The sequence below is a fragment of the Paraburkholderia fungorum genome (assembly GCF_046026025.1).
In the GTDB taxonomy this organism is placed as follows: domain Bacteria; phylum Pseudomonadota; class Gammaproteobacteria; order Burkholderiales; family Burkholderiaceae; genus Paraburkholderia; species Paraburkholderia fungorum_E.
The window spans coordinates 1-19615 of record NZ_JAQQFL010000007.1; the positions used below are offsets into that span (position 1 = coordinate 1).

At 61.5% G+C, this 19615-nt stretch carries 18 protein-coding genes; 16 read left to right on the forward strand and 2 right to left on the reverse strand.

The features are described 5' to 3' along the window. Nucleotides 1-81: 81 nt before the first annotated feature. On the reverse strand, nt 82-1098 hold the full coding sequence (locus PQR67_RS10045; RefSeq protein WP_408457750.1) for an HpcH/HpaI aldolase/citrate lyase family protein: 1017 nt from the start codon (nt 1096-1098) through the stop codon (nt 82-84). A gap of 304 nt (nt 1099-1402) precedes the next feature. Then, nucleotides 1403-2386 (reverse strand): malate dehydrogenase, encoded by a 984-nt coding sequence (locus tag PQR67_RS10050; RefSeq protein ID WP_154557955.1) that lies wholly within the window; start codon nt 2384-2386, stop codon nt 1403-1405. A gap of 504 nt (nt 2387-2890) precedes the next feature. Between PQR67_RS10050 and PQR67_RS10055 the strand changes: the two genes are divergently transcribed. From PQR67_RS10055 to trpB, 16 genes are all read left to right on the forward strand, one after another. Then, nucleotides 2891-3691 (forward strand): GntR family transcriptional regulator, encoded by an 801-nt coding sequence (locus tag PQR67_RS10055; RefSeq protein ID WP_408457752.1) that lies wholly within the window; start codon nt 2891-2893, stop codon nt 3689-3691. 156 nt (nt 3692-3847) lie between these two features. Then, nucleotides 3848-4264, forward strand: coding sequence for a succinate dehydrogenase, cytochrome b556 subunit (sdhC, locus tag PQR67_RS10060; RefSeq protein ID WP_074289034.1), 417 nt, complete (start codon nt 3848-3850; stop codon nt 4262-4264). 4 nt (nt 4265-4268) lie between these two features. Beyond that, nucleotides 4269-4637, forward strand: coding sequence for a succinate dehydrogenase, hydrophobic membrane anchor protein (sdhD, locus tag PQR67_RS10065; protein WP_408457755.1), 369 nt, complete (start codon nt 4269-4271; stop codon nt 4635-4637). Nucleotides 4638-4641: 4 nt separating this feature from the next. Beyond that, nucleotides 4642-6417, forward strand: a complete 1776-nt coding sequence (gene sdhA / locus PQR67_RS10070) for a succinate dehydrogenase flavoprotein subunit (protein WP_408457757.1) — start codon at nt 4642-4644, stop codon at nt 6415-6417. A 24-nt stretch (nt 6418-6441) separates the two neighbouring features. After that, nucleotides 6442-7146 (forward strand): succinate dehydrogenase iron-sulfur subunit, encoded by a 705-nt coding sequence (locus PQR67_RS10075; protein ID WP_054034792.1) that lies wholly within the window; start codon nt 6442-6444, stop codon nt 7144-7146. An 84-nt stretch (nt 7147-7230) separates the two neighbouring features. Beyond that, nucleotides 7231-7506, forward strand: a complete 276-nt coding sequence (locus tag PQR67_RS10080; RefSeq protein ID WP_120348775.1) for an FAD assembly factor SdhE — start codon at nt 7231-7233, stop codon at nt 7504-7506. 92 nt (nt 7507-7598) lie between these two features. Continuing rightward, the gene (gltA, locus tag PQR67_RS10085; protein WP_120348776.1) at nt 7599-8900 is read left to right on the forward strand and encodes a citrate synthase; all 1302 of its coding nucleotides are present in this window, start codon (nt 7599-7601) and stop codon (nt 8898-8900) included. A gap of 403 nt (nt 8901-9303) precedes the next feature. Further along, nucleotides 9304-10713: a 3-isopropylmalate dehydratase large subunit gene (gene leuC, locus PQR67_RS10090; RefSeq protein WP_408457762.1), complete on the forward strand. Its 1410-nt coding sequence runs from the start codon at nt 9304-9306 to the stop codon at nt 10711-10713. Nucleotides 10714-10719: 6 nt separating this feature from the next. Beyond that, nucleotides 10720-10878, forward strand: coding sequence for an entericidin A/B family lipoprotein (locus PQR67_RS10095; protein ID WP_408457764.1), 159 nt, complete (start codon nt 10720-10722; stop codon nt 10876-10878). An 87-nt stretch (nt 10879-10965) separates the two neighbouring features. Continuing rightward, complete coding sequence (leuD, locus tag PQR67_RS10100) at nt 10966-11619, forward strand: 3-isopropylmalate dehydratase small subunit (protein ID WP_408457767.1); 654 nt, start codon at nt 10966-10968, stop codon at nt 11617-11619. Between the two features lie 27 nt (nt 11620-11646). Next, on the forward strand, nt 11647-12714 hold the full coding sequence (gene leuB / locus PQR67_RS10105; RefSeq protein WP_408457769.1) for a 3-isopropylmalate dehydrogenase: 1068 nt from the start codon (nt 11647-11649) through the stop codon (nt 12712-12714). Between the two features lie 368 nt (nt 12715-13082). Next, complete coding sequence (gene asd / locus PQR67_RS10110) at nt 13083-14204, forward strand: aspartate-semialdehyde dehydrogenase (protein WP_027805102.1); 1122 nt, start codon at nt 13083-13085, stop codon at nt 14202-14204. Between the two features lie 169 nt (nt 14205-14373). Then, nucleotides 14374-16833 (forward strand): FimV/HubP family polar landmark protein, encoded by a 2460-nt coding sequence (locus tag PQR67_RS10115; RefSeq protein WP_459251980.1) that lies wholly within the window; start codon nt 14374-14376, stop codon nt 16831-16833. Then, nucleotides 16830-17642 (forward strand): tRNA pseudouridine(38-40) synthase TruA, encoded by an 813-nt coding sequence (gene truA, locus PQR67_RS10120; protein ID WP_408457775.1) that lies wholly within the window; start codon nt 16830-16832, stop codon nt 17640-17642. The genes PQR67_RS10115 and truA overlap by 4 nt, the downstream gene beginning before the upstream one ends. Further along, entirely contained in the window at nt 17639-18352 is a 714-nt protein-coding gene (locus PQR67_RS10125) for a phosphoribosylanthranilate isomerase (RefSeq protein WP_408457778.1), read from the forward strand. The genes truA and PQR67_RS10125 overlap by 4 nt, the downstream gene beginning before the upstream one ends. A 60-nt stretch (nt 18353-18412) precedes the next feature. Further along, on the forward strand, nt 18413-19606 hold the full coding sequence (gene trpB, locus PQR67_RS10130; protein WP_408457781.1) for a tryptophan synthase subunit beta: 1194 nt from the start codon (nt 18413-18415) through the stop codon (nt 19604-19606). Nucleotides 19607-19615: the final 9 nt, after the last annotated feature.

Below are 19615 nucleotides of genomic sequence, written 5' to 3' on the forward strand. Positions count from 1 at the left end.
CCACTTTTAGGTTCGTTCTCGCCTTGTGCACCGGCGGTTTGCGTCGTCTCGCTCATCTTCCGCAATCTCCTTTATGCCTGCTCATGATGCGGCTTGCCCGTTAGCGCCCACTTCCGTGAAGAGCGGCGCGGCGTCTTGCGGGACGACGCGGCCAGTGGATTTCGCGCGACGCAGCACCGACCAGTAATAGCGATAGCTGGCCCGGTCGTGCAGCGTGTCGTGATGGCGCGTCGGCCCCCATTGCGCGGACTGCGCAGCCAGCAGAATTTCGGTAGCGGTGACGATTTCTTCGTCGCGCGGTGCAAACGCCGCCACGATCGCCTCGATCTGCGCCGGATGGATGCTCCACATGCGCGTGTAGCCGAACTCGTTGCGGGCGCGGGCCGCATCGCTCGCGACCACGCTCATGTCGCGCACTTCCGTGCTGACGTTATGCGACGGCACCTTGCCGTACGCGTGACAGGCGGCCGAAATCTCGAGCTTCGCGCGTCGCACCAGCGGGTGATCGAACTGACCGGGCGAGCGCATGGCGGTATCGGGAATCGCGCCGTCGTGCGCGGAGACGAAGTCCATCAGCCCGAAGCTCAGCGCCTCGACGCCGGGGAGCGCGGCCAGATCGAACACGCGTGTCAATGCGCCATGCGTTTCGACCAGCAATTGCACCGGAACAGGCTGCGCAATGCAGAGTTCGCGCCGCGTAGCCTCGATGAACGCGACCATTTCCGCGGCGTCAGGGACGTTGCGGATCTTCGGCAGAGTGATGTAAGCGGGTGCACGCTTTGCTGCGCGCAAAATGAGGCGGACGTCGTCACGCCAGTGAGCGTGATCGAAGTCGTGAATCCGCACGCCGACGCGGCCAAAGCAGTCGTGCTCGCTGCCCAGCAGCGACGCGACCAGCTCCGCGTGTTCGGCTTCGCGGCCGACCTGCGCGCCGTCTTCACAATCGAGCGTGATGTCGAACACCGGGCCGAGTTGCTGCTGCAATGCCAGCGACTTCAGCATCAGCTTCTCGCTGCCGGCGTAGTGATCGCAGGCAGGCAGCACAGCGGGCGGCACTTCGCCGTCAAACAGCACTTCGGCGGGTGTGAGGGCGCGCATCTTCGGCGTCAGGATTCTGGGTGGTCGGGGTGGGTATACCGGATTCGGACGCGTTCTGCTCGGCGATCAGCCAGCCATGACGCAAAGCGCGTTCGAATCAGAGGCGAATACTGGCACGACAAATTGCGAAGCGAACCGCAATTTCGTGGGACGTACCTGCATTCGCACGTAAAAAACCGGAACCCGCCGCGATAGTGCCTGAGGGTGCCCCAGACCTGTCGCTTCGCGCCAGGCCCCCAAGGGGGAGAAAACTTGGGGCGGCCCGGCGTTTTCTCACGAGTTCCGGTTGGTCTGTATCAGGCGCTTAGCCGAGCAGGTGTTGAACGCCTTCGCGCTCTTCGAGCAGCTCGTTCAGCGTGCCGTCCATCTTCTCACGCGAGAACGCGTCGATTGCCAGGCCTTCAACACGCTTGTACTCGCCGTTTTCGCACGTAACCGGCACACCGTAGATGATGTCTTCCGGAATGCCATACGAGCCGTCCGACGGAATACCCATCGTGACCCACTTGCCGTTCGTGCCGAGCACCCAGTCACGCACGTGGTCGATTGCAGCATTGGCCGCCGACGCTGCCGACGACAGGCCGCGCGCTTCGATGATCGCGGCGCCGCGCTTGCCGACGGTCGGGATGAACGTGTTGCGGTTCCATTCTTCGTCGTTGATCAGCTTGGTCAGGTCTTGACCTTCAGCCGTTGCGACGCGGAAGTCCGGGTACATGGTCGGCGAGTGGTTGCCCCACACAGCCAGTTTTTCGATCGAAGCGACCGGCTTGCCCGACTTTGCGGCCAGTTGCGACAGCGCGCGGTTGTGGTCCAGGCGCAGCATGGCGGTGAAGTTCTTCTTCGGCAGATCCGGCGCCGACTTCATCGCGATGTAAGCATTGGTGTTGGCCGGGTTGCCGACCACCAGCACCTTCACGTCGCGGCTGGCGACTTCGTTCAGCGCCTTGCCCTGAACCGTGAAGATTTCGGCGTTTGCCGACAGCAGGTCTTTACGCTCCATGCCTTTCGAACGCGGACGTGCGCCAACCAGCAGGGCAACGTCTGCATCCTTGAATGCAACCTTCGGGTCGTCGGTGATCACGACACCCGACAGCAGCGGGAATGCGCAATCATCCAGTTCCATCACGACGCCTTTGACGGCGCCTTGCGCTTGCGGCAGATCGAGCAGTTGCAGGACAACCGGCTGATCCTTGCCGAGCAGATCGCCGTTGGCGATGCGGAACAGCAGGGAGTAAGCGATTTGACCTGCGGCGCCGGTGACGGCAACGCGCTTTGCGGGCTTAGCCATTGAGAAATCTCCAGGACGATGCGTTAGACGCTAGGGAAAACGCCATTCTATATGCGCGTTCAGCGAAGCGTTGTGAAACACGGCGGAATTCACTGTTCGCGTACAGCCTCGTCATTTTCCGAGGCCGTGCGGCGCGCTGCGGCAAGACCGCCATGCCGGAAACCTGTACTTCTAGCGGGAAGCGGGGCAGGTTGGCGCCGGGTAGCCGCTGCACGGTGCGGGCTCCTGCAAACAGCGCGTTTCGGCAAGCGTCTGACCAACGAATGGCGGCGAATCGAAACCTGGACTGCGTGGGAACGGCATGGTGCAGAGTGGCTGCCGGTGCGCTGCGGCGCTGCATTGCATAGTGCAAAACAGCCGCCGAAAACCCCGCAAACCCTTGCTCGACAAGGAGTGTAGGAGTCGTCAGACACAAAGTCAACATTATCTTATGTCTTATATAAGACATATCTGTTGCGGGGAAAACCCTAGACGCGGCCCGGCCCTTTATGATGAAATGCGCGGATGAATTCGAACCCGGCGAACACCACGAATCCGAGCGGCCATGGGGCCGCGGGCGAGGGTGTATCCGCTGCCTCGGCCGCCACATCGCCCACTTTCAGCCCCTTGTATCAGCAGATCAAGGGCTTGATTACGCAGAGCCTGGAAAGCGGCGAATGGAAACCTGGCGAGATCATTCCTAGTGAAGTCGAATTGGCGGCCAGATTCAAGGTCAGTCAGGGAACGGTGCGCAAAGCGATCGACGAGCTTGCTGCTGACAACCTGCTGGTGCGCCGCCAGGGCAAGGGTACTTTTGTTGCAACGCACAACGAAGACCGCGCCCAGTTTCGTTTCCTCCGGTTACTGGCCGATGACGGCGCTGAACACCCGCACGTCAGCCGCCTGCTTGAATGCCGGCGCTTGCGTGCTTCGGCGGACATCGCCCGGCAACTCGATCTCAAACCCGCCGATCCGGTGGTGTTGATCAAGCGCTTGCTGCAGTTCGACGGTGAAGTCACCGTACTCGACGAAATCTGGTTGCCCGGCGCGGTGTTTCGCGGGCTCACGCTCGAGCGGCTGTCGGAGTATAAAGGTCCCCTCTACGCGATGTTCGAGACGGAATTCGGTACGCGCATGATCCGCGCCACGGAGAAGATCCGCGCGGTCGCGGCCGAACCGGCAGTGGCTGACCTGCTGCATGTGCCGGCGGGTTTCCCGCTGCTTTCGGTCGACCGGGTGTCCTATACATATGGAGACCGGCCGGTTGAGGTGCGCCGTGGTTGGTATGTCACAACCGGGTATTACTATCAGAACGATCTGAGCTGAATCAGGATAAAGAAGGCGCCGCGTCCCACGCGCGCGCCTGTTTGAAGGCGCCTTTATCGCGCGCGCTGTAACGGACCTGTGGTGGTTTTCGCTGCAGCGCGATATAAAAAGGCGCTAAAATTGCGGATTAGTGTGACTACATAGTAGGGGTCTAGCATGGCTGAAGCCGTAAAAAAACCGAGGCCGGAATTCCGGAACATCGGTATCGGGCAGATTTTGACGGCATACCGTCTCCCGCTAGCGGGGCGCGTGTCGATCTTGCACCGCCTAAGCGGTGGGCTGCTTTTTGTTTTTCTTCCGTTCCTGCTGTACCTCTTCGATCAGAGCCTGACTTCCGAACTAAGCTTCGAAGTCTTCAAGGGCTTCCTCTCCAACATCGTCGTCAAACTCATCACGCTCGTTCTCGCGTGGGCCTTCCTGTTTCACTTCTGCGCAGGCGTGCGTCACCTGTTCATGGACACGAGCCACGGCCTCACGACTAAAGAGAAGGGCAAGCAAACCTCCATCGTGGTGCTGGTCGTTTCGTCGCTTCTGACGATTGCTTTTGCGCTCAAACTCTTCGGAGCATTCTAAAAAAATGGCAGCTAATAACCGAATCGGTCCGAAGCGTCTCGTCGTCGGCGCACATTACGGTCTGCGCGACTGGCTCGCCCAGCGCATTACCGCCTGCATCATGGCCGTCTACACGGTGATCCTGCTTGCGTGGTTCTTCGGCGCGCGCGATTTCTCGTATGACGGCTGGGCCTCGATCTTTGCAACGCAATGGATGAAGCTCGCCACGTTTGTCACGCTGCTGTCGCTGTTCTATCACGCGTGGGTTGGTATCCGCGACATCTGGATGGACTATGTGAAGCCCGTTGGCATGCGTCTGTTGCTTCAGGCGCTGACGATCGTCTGGCTGCTCGCATGTGCGGGCTACGCTGCGCAGATTCTCTGGAGAGTGTAAAAGAATGGCTGCAATCAAGAATTCTCTGCCGCGTCGCAAGTTTGACGTGGTTATCGTCGGCGCAGGCGGCTCGGGGATGCGCGCTTCGCTGCAACTCGCGCGCGCCGGTCTGTCGGTCTGCGTTCTGTCCAAGGTGTTCCCGACGCGTTCGCACACGGTCGCTGCTCAAGGCGGCATTGGCGCATCGCTCGGCAACATGAGCGAAGACAATTGGCACTATCACTTCTACGACACGATCAAGGGTTCCGACTGGCTTGGCGACCAGGACGCGATCGAGTTCATGTGCCGTGAAGCACCGAACGCCGTGTACGAGCTCGAACACTTCGGCATGCCGTTCGACCGCAACGCCGACGGCACGATCTACCAACGCCCGTTCGGCGGCCACACCGCGAACTACGGCGAAAAGCCGGTGCAACGCGCTTGCGCGGCGGCTGACCGTACCGGTCACGCGCTGCTGCACACGCTGTACCAGCAAAACGTCGCAGCCAAGACGCAGTTCTTCGTCGAATGGATGGCGCTGGATCTGATCCGCGACGCCGACGGCGACGTGCTTGGCGTGACCGCGCTGGAAATGGAAACCGGCGACGTTTATATCCTCGAAGGCAAGACCACGCTGTTCGCCACGGGCGGCGCGGGTCGGATCTTCGCGGCGTCCACGAATGCGTTCATCAACACCGGTGACGGCCTAGGCATGGCGGCGCGTTCGAACATCGCACTGCAAGACATGGAATTCTGGCAATTCCACCCCACCGGCGTGGCCGGCGCGGGCGTGCTGATTACCGAAGGCGTGCGCGGTGAAGGCGGCATTCTGCGCAACTCGAACGGCGAGCGTTTCATGGAACGCTACGCGCCGACGCTGAAGGATCTGGCGCCGCGCGACTTCGTTTCGCGTTCGATGGACCAGGAAATCAAGGAAGGCCGCGGCGTGGGTCCGAACAAGGATCACGTGCTGCTCGACCTGTCGCACATCGGCGCCGAGACGATCATGAAGCGTCTGCCGTCGATCCGCGAAATCGCCATGAAGTTCGCGAACGTCGATTGTATTAAAGAGCCGATTCCGGTTGTGCCGACCATCCACTATCAGATGGGCGGTATCCCGACGAACATCAACGGCCAGGTCGTTGGTACCTCGCGGGATCACAAGGAAGTCGTCAACGGCTTCTACGCAGTGGGCGAATGCTCGTGCGTGTCGGTGCACGGCGCAAACCGTCTCGGCACGAACTCGCTGCTCGACCTGGTGGTGTTCGGCCGCGCGGCCGGCAACCACATCGTCAAGCACGTGAGGGACATCAAGGAACACAAGCCGCTGCCGGCCGACGCCGCTGATTTCTCGCTGGCGCGTCTGAACAAGCTGGACAAGTCCACGTCGGGCGAATACTCGCAAGCCGTTGCAGCCGACATCCGTTCCACGATGCAGGCACACGCCGGCGTGTTCCGTACGTCGAAGCTGCTGGCCGAAGGCGTCGAGCGGATTCGTGAAGTGGCTGACCGGGTCGACAACATCTACCTGAAAGACAAGTCGAAGGTGTTCAACACGGCGCGTATTGAAGCGCTGGAAGTGGAGAACCTGATCGAAGTGGCACGCGCCACGATGGTTTCCGCCGAAGCGCGCAAGGAAAGCCGCGGCGCGCACGCGCAAGACGACTTCGAACATCGCGACGACGAAAACTGGCTGCGCCATACGCTGTGGTTCAGCGAAGGCGATCGCCTCGACTACAAGCCGGTTCAAATGCAACCGCTGACCGTCGAATCGGTGCCGCCGAAAGCGCGGACCTTCTAAGGCACAAGTCAAAGGAATTCAGAAATGGCTAAGCGTACATTTGAAATTTACCGCTACGATCCGGATAAGGACGCGGCACCGCGCATGCAAACGTACGAGATCGAAATCGACTCGCACGAACGCATGCTGCTCGACGCGTTGCTCAAGCTGAAGGCGATGGACGAAACCTTGTCGTTCCGCCGTTCGTGCCGCGAAGGCGTGTGCGGTTCGGACGCAATGAACATCAACGGCAAGAACGGTCTGGCCTGCTTGCAGAACATGAACGACCTGCCGCAAAAGATCGTGCTGCGTCCGCTGCCGGGCCTGCCGGTCGTGCGCGACCTGATCTGCGACTTCACGCAGTTCTTCAACCAGTATCACTCGATCAAGCCGTACCTGATCAACGACACGCCGCCGCCGGAAAAAGAACGTCTGCAGTCGCCGGAAGAACGCGACGAGCTCGACGGCCTGTACGAATGTATTCTGTGCGCTAGCTGCTCGACTTCGTGCCCGAGCTTCTGGTGGAATCCGGACAAGTTCGTCGGCCCGGCTGGCCTGTTGCAAGCCTATCGTTTCATCGCGGACAGCCGCGACGAAGCGACGGGTGAGCGCCTCGACAACCTGGAAGATCCGTACCGTCTGTTCCGTTGCCATACCATCATGAATTGCGTCGACGTTTGCCCGAAGGGCCTGAATCCGACCAAGGCGATTGGCAAGATCAAGGAATTGATGGTTCGCCGCGCCGTTTGATATGAAGAGCTCCGACGCTCCCTATCGTTCGCTGCCCCCGAAGGGGCGGTCAGTACGCTTGGGAGCGGCACGGCGCGTACCGACATGAACACCGAAACATCGCATCAGTCCGACCCTCTCCGCCGTGCGCGCCTTCGCTGGCGTGCGCGGCGGGGCCTGCTGGAAAACGATCTGATTTTTGAACGTTTTTTCAGCCGATATGAGCATGACCTCAGCGATGCCGACGTGGGTGCGCTCACGCACCTGCTTGAGCTGAGCGATAACGACCTGATGGACTTGCTGCTGGCCCGCAAGGAACCGGAAGGCGAGCTTGCCGACCCGGATGTGATTCGGGTGCTGGAGCTGTTGCGGAATGCTTGAGCACCGCTAACGTCTTGAGCGCCGCTTGTCCGTTGTTCCCAGGCGTGCAAATTATCGAAACCCTGTTTCCATACTTCGATTGAGGATGTGCTATGACCCCGTCAGATGTTAAAGCCACGCTATCGTTCAGCGACAATTCGCCGAGCGTTGAAATGCCGATTTACAAGGGCACTCTCGGCCCGGACGTGATCGACATCCGCAAACTGTACGGCCAGACTGGCAAGTTCACGTACGACCCGGGCTTCATGTCGACGGCGGCGTGCAATTCGGCGATCACCTACATCGACGGCGACAAGGGCGAGCTGCTGTACCGCGGCTACCCGATCGACAACCTCGCGCAAAACGCTGACTTCCTCGAAACGTGCTACCTGCTGCTGAAGGGCGAACTGCCGAACGAGCAGCAGAAGGCCGAGTTCGTCAACACCGTCACGAAGCACACGATGGTGCACGAGCAGATGCACTTCTTCTTCCGCGGTTTCCGTCGCGACGCACATCCGATGGCGATTCTGGTCGCGGCCGTCGGCGCACTGTCGGCGTTCTATCACGACTCGCTCGACATCAACAATCCGCGTCACCGTGAAGTGTCGGCGATTCGCATGATCGCGAAGCTGCCCACGCTGGTCGCCATGGCGTACAAGTACAGCATCGGCCAGCCGTTTGCGTACCCGAAGAACGACCTGTCGTACAGCGCGAACTTCATGCACATGATGTTCTCGAACCCGTGCGAAGAGTACAAGGTCAACGACGTGCTGGTGCGCGCGCTGGATCGTATCCTGATTCTGCACGCCGACCACGAACAGAATGCGTCGACCTCGACGGTTCGTCTGGCGGGCTCGTCGGGCGCGAACCCGTTCGCGTGTATCGCAGCCGGTATCGCCTGTTTGTGGGGCCCGGCGCACGGTGGTGCGAACGAAGCCGCACTGAACATGCTGGAAGAAATCGGCTCGGTCGACAACATTCCTGAGTTCATCAAGCAGGTGAAGGACAAGAACTCGGGCGTGAAGCTGATGGGCTTCGGTCACCGTGTCTACAAGAACTACGATCCGCGTGCGAAGCTGATGCGCGAAACCTGCCACGAAGTGCTGGAAGAGCTGGGCCTGCACGACGACCCGCTGTTCAAGCTGGCCATGGCACTGGAAAAGATCGCGCTGGAAGACGAATACTTCGTGTCGCGCAAGCTGTACCCGAACGTCGACTTCTACTCGGGCATCGTGCAGCGCGCGCTGGGTATCCCGACGTCGATGTTCACGTGTATTTTCGCAATGGCACGTACGGTCGGCTGGATTGCACAGTGGAACGAAATGATTGCCGATCCGGAACAGAAGATTGGCCGTCCGCGTCAGCTGTTCATCGGCGACACGCAGCGTGAAGCGAAGCCGATTGCGCAACGCTAAGCGGTAGTCGTTCGGCGCTTTTCGCGGACCCCAGGGCCGCGGAACGCGAAGCAGGACGGATAAAAAACGCCTCAACGGGTTGACCGTTGAGGCGTTTTGTTTTGGGTGTGCGTAATCTGAGTGTGGCAAATGGGGTTCGATCTCGAGCACTGAACTGAGCGTGTGCGGAAGAGCGTGTTAGCGGGTAAAGCGACACGCCGCGCTAACCCCTTGAGCACCCGTGGCGTTGCATCGCGCGCGTTAAGCCATTCCCTGCCGGGTAACACCCATACAGGTACCGGCACTACTACCCAACTCCCTGTTTTTTATCGGTTTTTTCCTCGAATCATGGTCCCAAAGCGTGGTTCTGCGTGGCATAATCGACCGACACAGTCAGCCCGCAGTCATTACTACTCCGCATACCATGGCACAGACTCTCTACGACAAATTGTGGAACACGCACGTGATCCACACGGAAGAAGACGGCACGACGATTCTCTATATCGACCGTCACCTGCTGCACGAAGTCACCAGCCCTCAGGCGTTCGAAGGCCTGAAACTGGCTGAGCGTCCGGTGTGGCGTATCAGCGCGAATCTGGCGGTGTCGGACCACAATGTCCCCACCACGGATCGCAGCCACGGCATTGCCGATCCGGTCTCCAAGCTGCAAGTCGATACGCTCGACACGAACTGCGACGCCTACGGCATCACGCAGTTCAAGATGAACGATCTGCGCCAGGGCATCGTGCACATCATCGGGCCCGAGCAGGGTGCAACGCTGCCGGGCATGACGATCGTCTGCGGCGACTCGCACACGTCCACGCACGGCGCGTTCGGCGCGCTGGCGCATGGCATCGGCACGTCGGAAGTCGAGCACGTGCTGGCCACCCAAACGCTCTTGCAGAAGAAGAGCAAGAACATGCTGGTAAAGGTCGAAGGCCCGTTGCCGCGCGGTTGTACCGCCAAAGACATCGTGCTCGCGATCATCGGCAAGATCGGCACCGCAGGCGGTACCGGCTACGCAATCGAATTCGGCGGTTCGACGATTCGCGCGTTGTCCATGGAAGGCCGTATGACGGTCTGCAACATGGCGATCGAAGCGGGCGCGCGCGCCGGCATGGTCGCCGTGGACGACACCACCATTGAATATCTGAAGGGCCGTCCGTTCTCGCCGGCAGGCGTCGAGTGGGATCACGCGGTCGAGTACTGGAAGCAGTTCAAGACGGACGAAGGTGCTCAATTCGATCGTGTGGTCGAGCTCAACGCGGCGGAAATCGTGCCGCAAGTCACGTGGGGCACGTCGCCGGAAATGGTTACGGCCGTGGACGGCCGCGTGCCGGATCCGGAACGCGAAAAGGATCCGGTCAAGCGTGACGCAATGGAGCGCGCGTTGAAATACATGGCGCTCGAACCGAACGCGCCGATCGAATCCATCAAGCCGGATAAAATCTTCATCGGGTCGTGCACCAACGCGCGCATTGAAGACATTCGCGCCGCGGCATACGTCGTGAAAAAGCTCGGCCGCCGCGTCGCGCCGAACATCCGTCTGGCCATGGTGGTGCCGGGTTCGGGTCTGGTGAAGGCGCAAGCGGAACGCGAAGGCCTCGACAAGGTCTTTACTGATGCCGGTTTCGAATGGCGTGAGCCCGGTTGCTCGATGTGTCTTGCGATGAACGCCGACCGGTTGGATCCGGGCGAGCGTTGCGCATCCACGTCGAATCGTAATTTCGAAGGTCGTCAGGGCGCCGGTGGCCGTACCCACCTCGTGAGCCCCGCGATGGCTGCCGCTGCGGCTATCGAAGGGCATTTCGTCGATATTCGCAAGCTTGGATAAACACGCATGATGAAGAACATGAATCGCACCACTCTATTGCGCCGTCTCGCACTCGGTGCGCTGGCCGGGCTATTGCTCGGTCTGGCGGGGTGCAACACGGTGCACGGATTCGGCGAGGACATGTCGCACCTCGGCAATTCGATCAGCAATCACGCTGACAAATAAGCGGTTTTTGATTTTTGCCGACAATGCGCCGGGCGGTTTTCCGGCCGCCACGCGCATCGCCCGGTCTTGAAACAGGTGCCAAGCGTCATGGATAAATTCATCGTACACACCGGCGTCGTGGCGCCGCTCGATCGCGAGAACGTCGATACGGACGCGATCATTCCGAAGCAATTCCTGAAGTCGATCAAGCGCACGGGTTTCGGTCCGAACGCGTTCGACGAATGGCGTTATCTGGACCACGGCGAGCCGGGTCAGGACAACTCGAAACGTCCGCTGAATCCGGATTTCGTGCTGAACCAGCCGCGCTACCAGGGCGCATCGGTGCTGCTGGCGCGCAAGAACTTCGGTTGCGGCAGCTCGCGTGAGCACGCACCGTGGGCGCTGCAGCAGTACGGTTTCCGCGCAATCATCGCGCCGAGCTTCGCCGATATTTTCTACAACAATTGCTTCAAGAACGGCGTGCTGCCGATCGTGCTGACCGAACAGCAGGTCGATCACCTGTTCAATGAAACCTACGCATTCAACGGCTTCGAGCTGACCGTCGACCTGGAAGCGCAAGTCGTACGCACGTCGGATGGCGGCGCCGCGTATCCGTTCGAAGTCGCGGGCTTCCGCAAGTACTGTCTGCTGAACGGCTTCGACGATATCGGCCTTACGCTGCGTCACGCGGACAAGATTCGCCAGTTCGAAGCCGAGCGGATCGCGAAGCAGCCTTGGCTGAATCACCGCATCGTCGGTTAAACAGAAAAAATCATTAAGGAAATTCGCATGAAGATCGCAGTCTTGCCGGGCGACGGCATCGGTCCCGAAATCGTCAAGGAAGCCGTGAAGGTCCTGAACGTACTCGGCGAAAAGTTCGAACTCGAAGAAGCGCCGGTTGGCGGCGCGGGCTACGAAGCGAAGGGCCATCCGCTGCCCGATTCGACGCTGGCGCTGGCGAAAGAAGCCGATGCGATCCTGTTCGGCGCCGTTGGCGACTGGAAGTACGACTCGCTCGAACGCGCGCTGCGCCCGGAGCAGGCGATTCTCGGTCTGCGCAAGCACCTGCACTTGTTCGCGAACTTCCGTCCGGCAATCTGTTATCCGCAACTCACCGGCGCTTCGTCGTTGAAGGAAGAGATCGTTTCAGGTCTCGACATCCTGATCGTGCGCGAACTGAATGGCGACATCTACTTCGGCGCGCCGCGCGGTGTGCGTTCTTCGCCGGATGGGCTGTTCGAAGGTGCGAAAGAAGGTTTCGACACGATGCGTTATTCGGAACCCGAAGTGCGCCGCATCGCGCACGTCGCGTTCCAGGCCGCGCAAAAGCGCCAGAAGAGACTGACGAGCGTGGACAAGGCGAATGTGCTCGAAACGTCGCAGTTCTGGCGCGACGTGATGATCGACGTGTCGAAGGAATATGCGGACGTCGAGTTGTCGCACATGTACGTGGACAACGCGGCGATGCAGTTGGTGAAGGCGCCGAAGGCGTTCGACGTGGTTGTGACCGGCAACATGTTCGGCGACATTCTGTCGGACGAAGCCGCCATGCTGACGGGTTCGATCGGCATGTTGCCTTCGGCCTCGCTCGACAAGAACAACAAGGGCTTGTACGAGCCGTCGCACGGTTCGGCGCCGGATATCGCCGGCAAGGGCGTGGCCAATCCGCTGGCAACGATCCTGTCCGCCGCGATGATGCTGCGCTATTCGCTGAACAAGGCGGAACAGGCGGATCGCATCGAAAACGCGGTCAAGAAGGTGCTCGAACAGGGCCTCCGCACTGGCGACATCCTGACGCCGGGCTGCAAGCAGGTCGGCACCGTGGCAATGGGCGATGCGGTGATTGCTGCGCTGTAAGGCGCTTTGAAGCAGATGGGTTCGGTCGCTAAACAGTTGTCAAAGCGGCCTTTAAAACGCGAATTGGCCTCGAAACAGGCCGATTCGCGCGTAATACGGGCGATAGCGGCGTGTGATCACGTCGCCAGATTCCGGTTTTCGTGTATATTGTAGCGATGGCGCACACAGCTCAAATCTCCTCGATTTCGAAACTGCACGGCAAAACGGCCCGTGTGGTTGAGCTCGCCATTACCATCAAAGCGATCATTAAAGCGATTACCCCGAAAACGATCACGAAACGCTGATCGTCCGTCGTGCCCGCTCATCTTCCCCGCGCGGTCACTGCGGGCAAAGATGCGGGGAAGTTTCCATTCGAAGGGTATGAAGTCATGAACGTAGGTCTCGTAGGTTGGCGCGGTATGGTCGGCAGCGTCCTGATGCAACGTATGCAGCAGGAAGGCGATTTCGACTTGATCGAACCGGTGTTTTTCAGCACCAGCAACGCGGGCGGCAACGCGCCGTCGTTCGCCAAAAACGAGACCAAGCTCAAAGATGCTACAAGCATCGAAGACCTGAAGAAGTGCGAAGCGATCATCTCCTGCCAGGGCGGCGATTACACGAATGAAGTGTTCCCGAAGCTGCGCGCAGCGGGCTGGAACGGCTACTGGATCGACGCGGCTTCGTCGCTGCGCATGAAAGATGACGCAGTCATCATTCTCGATCCGGTCAACCTCGACGTGATCAAGAACGCGCTGGTCAAGGGCCAGAAGAATTTCATCGGCGGCAACTGCACGGTCAGCCTGATGCTGATGGCGCTGGGCGGCCTGTTCCGCGAAAACCTCGTCGACTGGATGACGGCCATGACGTATCAGGCCGCTTCGGGCGCGGGCGCGCAAAACATGCGCGAACTGCTGCAACAAATGGGCACGCTGTATGGCGCGGCCAAGGAAGACCTGGCTGATCCGTCGTCGGCAATTCTCGACATCGACCGCCGCGTGCTGTCCGCCATGAACAGCGACCGCATGCCGACCGACAACTTCGGCGTACCGCTCGCCGGCTCGCTGATTCCGTGGATCGACAAGGATCTCGGCAACGGCATGTCGAAGGAAGAGTGGAAGGGCGGCGCGGAAACTAACAAAATCCTCGGCAAGCCGGCCATGGGCACGCCGGGCTCGATCCCGGTTGATGGCCTCTGCGTGCGGATCGGCGCAATGCGTTGCCACTCGCAGGCGCTGACCATCAAGCTGAACAAGGATGTGCCGCTGGACGAAGTGAATAGCATCCTCGCGTCGGGCAACGACTGGGTTAAGGTCGTACCGAACGAACGCGAAGCGTCGATGCGCGATCTGTCCCCGGCAGTGGTGACGGGCACGTTGACCGTGCCGGTTGGCCGGGTGCGCAAACTGGCGATGGGCGGCGAATATCTGTCGGCCTTCACGGTCGGCGATCAACTGCTGTGGGGCGCGGCGGAACCGCTGCGTCGCATGCTTCGCATTGTGCTCGACAAGTAAAGTAAACTACGCGCTCACGACGCGTAGAAAACTCAAGAAGCGTCGCGCTTGCGCGGCGCTTTTTTCATTGTGTGCTCCGATTATCTTGTCTCTTTCCAACCGCAAAAAAGGGCTGCGCGCTGACGCGCCAGGGGTCCCGATGAACCTTCGACTCTCCTCCCTTCGGGCTATGTTTATGCATCAAGGTACGGGCCGACTGACGGCCGCAGCCGCTTTGGCGCTTGCGCTGGCCGGTGCCGGCGTGAATAGCGCAGTGGCCGCGCCCGGCGACGCGGCGAGCGCGCCGGAGGGCGCCTCCGTGTCTTACGCCGCCGGGAGTCAATATACGGTGCGGCCCGGGCAATCGCTGAACGACGTGGCGATTGCCGTCACGCAATCGCGCGACAAGGGGACGCTCGCACGCGCCTCACGCGCGCTGTTCGATGCAAACCCGAATGCCTTCATGAGTCATGACCCGAGTCGGATGCGCGTAGGCGCGCTGCTGACGATTCCCGCACTGGATGCGTCTGGCGCGCCGGCGGCTTCAGCTTCAGTTCCGCTTGCGGGGTCTGCGTCTGCCGCACCATCGGCTGCTACGGCCGCGCCTGCTTCCGCGCCGAACGCGCCGGCGGTCGGTGCGGCGCTCGCCGCTGCGAGCGGCGTGGCGCAGGTCAATGCCGCCGCGGCGAGCGCAGCAGGCGCGGCGGCTCGTGCTGCGGAACCGGCCACGCCCGCGGTTTCAGCGGCAGTCAGTTCAACGATTGGAACAGGCCAGGCGACGCCCGGTAGCTCGACAGCGGCGGGCGCGATCCCGGCTGCGCCTGTGGCGGGCTCGCAGGCTGCAGGTGCGGTGCCGGGCAGCGCTGCACATGTCTGGTCGGGTGCAATCCAGCCTTCGGCCAGTGAGTCTGTCGAAGGTGCTTCAGCGGCAGCCGCAGCGGCCGCTTCAGCCACGGATGCCGCTCAGCCGGCATCGCAACCGCGCGCGCAGGTGTCCAGCCTGCAGCAATTGCTTGCGCTGAAAAACCGTGTGCTGATGGAGTTGCAAAAACATGGCATCGGCGGGTCGCCTGCCGCGCCGGTCAAGCCTTCGACGAATGCGGCGCAGCCGGCCACGGGCGTTTCGTCTGCGGCTGCTGTTTCCGGCAATGGTGGCGCCACGACTTCCATCTCGAACGACACTGGCATCTCGCAGACGAATTTGAGCGTGGCGGCGGCAATCGGCGCGGCATTGGTCGTGCTGCTGGCGGCTTTCCGTATGCGTCGGCGTAAGCGCGTCGCTGTTATTGCGGCTGAGGGCTCGCTGGCTGCGGATGCCGCAGCGGCTGCCGCGCGAGCGGCGGAGCAGCAGGATGCAGCTTCGACGCACGAGCCGACACCGGTGCCCGAAGCGTCGGACGTGGGCACCGAGGCGGCAGCAGGATACGCAGTGACGCTGACGTCAGCAGACCGGGAGGCCGCGGAGCGTGATGCGGCAGCACGGGAAACGGCGGAACGCGTGGCGGCGGAGCGCGAAGCGGAAATTCGTGCGGCTGCGGAGCGCGAGCATGCGGAGCGCACGGCGGCAGAACAAGCCGCGGCAGAACATGAGGCCGCTGCCGACCAGCCACACGCAGAATTGCCCGCGCAGGGCGCTGATGCGTCCAAGCACGCATTGCAGGAAGGCCACCCGGCGCCCGCCTCCAGCGACCCAGAGCAACCGGGCCAGGAGCTGACGCCGGCTGCCCAAAGCGGTCTGACTTCAGAACCGCTTTCCGCCGCTCATCACGAGAGCCTCGATGGCGCGACCACGGCTGCGAGTCTTGCCGCTGCGGCGGAACTTGGTGCAGAAGCATTGCCGCGCACGCCGCTTGAACCGGTTGGCGAGAGCTTCCCGGAAGAGATGCCGCCGCATCGTCTGCAATGGGATGACGAACCGGCATCGGCCGCGCCGTTGGCAGAGCCGACGCACGAGCTGGCCGCTCAGCCACAGAACCCTGTTGAGACCCCGCCGCTGGTCATCGATTTCGCGCAACAGCAAGCCGAGCCGCGTACGACTTCGCCCGCTGCGCAGCCATCCTACGAGCCGCAGCCCCAATCACATCAACAGGCTGAATCCGCGACGCCCGATGCCGAGCCGAATGCCGAGCCGGCGCCCGTCGCGCAAATTCCGCCCACGCTGCCGATTCCGACCGAGTTCCCGCGCGACGCCGTCGATGCATTCAGCAGTCTGGACATGCCGTTGCCGCCGCGAATCGAATCGACCGACGCGGCCGTGAGCACGCCTGGATCGCTGGCGACGCAACCGGTTGCAGCCCCGGAAACCCCGGCGCAATACGATCTGGATGACGCCCCGCACGTCGCCGATGAAATCTCCGCCGGTACCGCCGGCCATGCAGCCGTCGCTGGACTGGGCGCGGTCGGCTTCGGCGCGCTGAAGCTCGATTTCGACCTCGAGTTGCCGCCGAGTCCGGCTCAGCCGTTGCCCGTTTTCACGTCGGCCGATCTCAGCCGCATCGCCCGTAACAAGCTGGATCTGGCCGCCGAATATATCGACCTCGGCGATCTGTCCGGCGCGCGCGTGCTCATCAACGAAGTGATCGAAGCGAACGATCCGGCCACGCGCACCGAGGCCCGCGCGCTGCTCTCGACGCTCGCGCCGTTGTCGTGAAGCGTATTGCGCTAGGCGTCCAGTACGACGGCTCGGCATTCTGCGGCTGGCAGTCGCAGTTGCACCGCAAGACCGTGCAGGACGAGCTCGAGCGGGCGTTGCGCGAGTTCGCGCAAACGCCTGTGCAAACCGTGGTGGCGGGCCGCACGGATACGGGCGTGCACGGTCTCGGCCAGGTCGTGCACTTCGACACTGAACTCGATCGCACGGATTTTTCGTGGATCCGCGGCACCAACGCTTTTCTGCCGAAAACGATCGCCGTGCAATGGGCCAAGCCGATGCCGGATGCGTTTCACGCGCGCTTTTCGGCGTTCGAGCGGACGTATTACTACGTCCTGTACGTCCATCCGTTCCGCTCACCGATGCAGGCTGCGCGGGCCGGCTGGGTACACACGCCGCTCGACGTCGAGGCCATGCGAGTCGCCGCCGCGCACCTGATCGGCGAGCATGATTTTTCGGCATTCCGTTCGTCGCAATGTCAGGCGAAAACGCCGATCAAGCATCTGTATCAGATCGACATGCGCGAACAGGGCGACTTCATTCACTTCCGCTTTCGGGCGAACGCGTTCCTGCATCACATGGTGCGCAACCTGATGGGATGCCTAGTCGACATCGGCCGCGGACGCCATCCGGCCGAATGGATGCCCGAGGTGCTCGCCAGTCGCGATCGCGATTGTGCGGCGCCGACCTTCATGCCTGACGGCCTGTACCTGGCGCGGGTGGGCTATCCTGAGCAATTCGCCGTACCCGCGCCGCAGATTGGCAGCGTGCCCTGGAGTACCGTATGGACCGAGCAGGCGCAAACATGAAATCAACCGAAAACCTGGCAGCCGAAGCCCACGCGAGCGCATCGCAACACGCCGCGCCGCGCCGCACGCGTATCAAACTATGCGGCCTGTCGAAACCGGAAGACGTGACGCAGGCGATCGACCTTGGCGCCGACGCGATCGGCCTCGTGTTCTATCCGCCGAGCGCGCGTTCGGTGAGCGTTGCGCAGGCCGTCGAGCTGGTGCATGACGTGCCGCCGTTCGTGTCGGTAGTCGGCTTGTTTGTAAACCCAAGCCAGGACTGGATTCGTGAAGTCGTCAGCAATGTCGGGCTCACGCTGTTGCAGTTCCACGGCGACGAAACCGCGGAGCAATGCGAATCCCTCGCCGGCGTTGCGGGTTTGCCTTGGTTGCGCGCTCTGCGCGTTGCGGCGGATACTCAACCGGCAGATTTGGTAAAATCGGCGCTTAACTATTCAGCCGCCAGTGGGCTCCTGTTCGACACCCATGTCGAAGGCTATGGCGGCGGCGGGAAGGTTTTCGATTGGTCACTTATTCCAGCAGAGCTCGCGCGTCGGGCCGTTTTGAGTGGTGGGTTGAACGCGCAAAACGTCAGTGACGCGATCCATCGCGTGCGCCCGTACGCGGTCGATGTCTCGAGCGGCATCGAAGTGCCGGGCGCCAGGGGCGTGAAAGATCACGCCCGGATGGCGGCGTTCGTACGCGCAGTGCGCGCAGCGGACGCTGAATGATTCAGGCGACGCGGTTTTCTCATCTGAGCACCGTGCGCCACACTGAGAAGAGTGATCACCATGTATAACTTGCCTGACGAAAGGGGCCATTTCGGCCCATATGGCGGCGTGTTCGTCGCTGAAACGCTGGTTCACGCACTCGACGAGCTGCGTGCCGCGTACGAGAAATATCAAAAAGACCCGGAATTCGTCGCCGAATACGAGCGCGAACTGAAGCATTTCGTGGGTCGTCCGTCGCCGATTTATCACGCACAGCGCTGGAGCGAAATGCTCGGCGGTGCGCAGATTTTCCTCAAGCGTGAAGATCTGAATCACACCGGCGCGCACAAGATCAATAACGTGATCGGCCAGGCGCTGCTCGCGAAGCGCATGGGCAAGCCGCGCGTGATCGCGGAAACCGGCGCGGGTCAGCACGGCGTGGCGACCGCGACCATCGCGGCGCGCTTCGGCATGGAATGCGTGGTCTACATGGGCGAGGAAGACGTGCGCCGCCAGGCCGCCAACGTCTACCGGATGAAGCTGCTCGGCGCGACCGTCGTACCCGTGTCGTCCGGTTCGCGCACGCTGAAAGACGCGCTCAATGAAGCCATGCGCGACTGGGTGACCAACGTCGAAAACACGTTCTACATCATCGGCACGGTGGCGGGACCTCATCCCTATCCGATGATGGTGCGCGACTTCCAGCGCGTGATCGGCGACGAGTGCAAGGTGCAGATGCCCGAACTGGTGGGGCGTCAGCCGGATGCCGTGATTGCGTGTGTTGGCGGCGGTTCGAATGCAATGGGTATCTTTTACCCATACATTGAGGACACTTCGGTGCAACTGATCGGCGTCGAACCAGCCGGCGACGGGATCGAAACCGGCCGGCACGCGGCCTCGCTGATCGCCGGCACGCCGGGTGTGCTGCACGGCAACCGCACGTATCTGCTGCAAGACGAAAATGGTCAGATCATCGAGACGCATTCGATCTCGGCCGGCCTCGACTATCCGGGCGTCGGCCCTGAGCATGCGTGGCTAAAAGACAGCAAGCGCGCGCAATATGTCAGCATCACCGACGAAGAGGCGCTCAAGGGCTTCCACGATTGCTGTCGCATCGAAGGCATTATTCCAGCATTGGAATCCAGCCACGCGCTGGCCTATGCCGCGAAGCTCGCGCCGACGCTGCCCAAGGACAAGGTCCTTCTGGTCAATCTGTCGGGCCGCGGCGACAAGGACATGCACACGGTCGCTGAGCGATCGGGTATCCAGTTCTGAGCGCCGCGA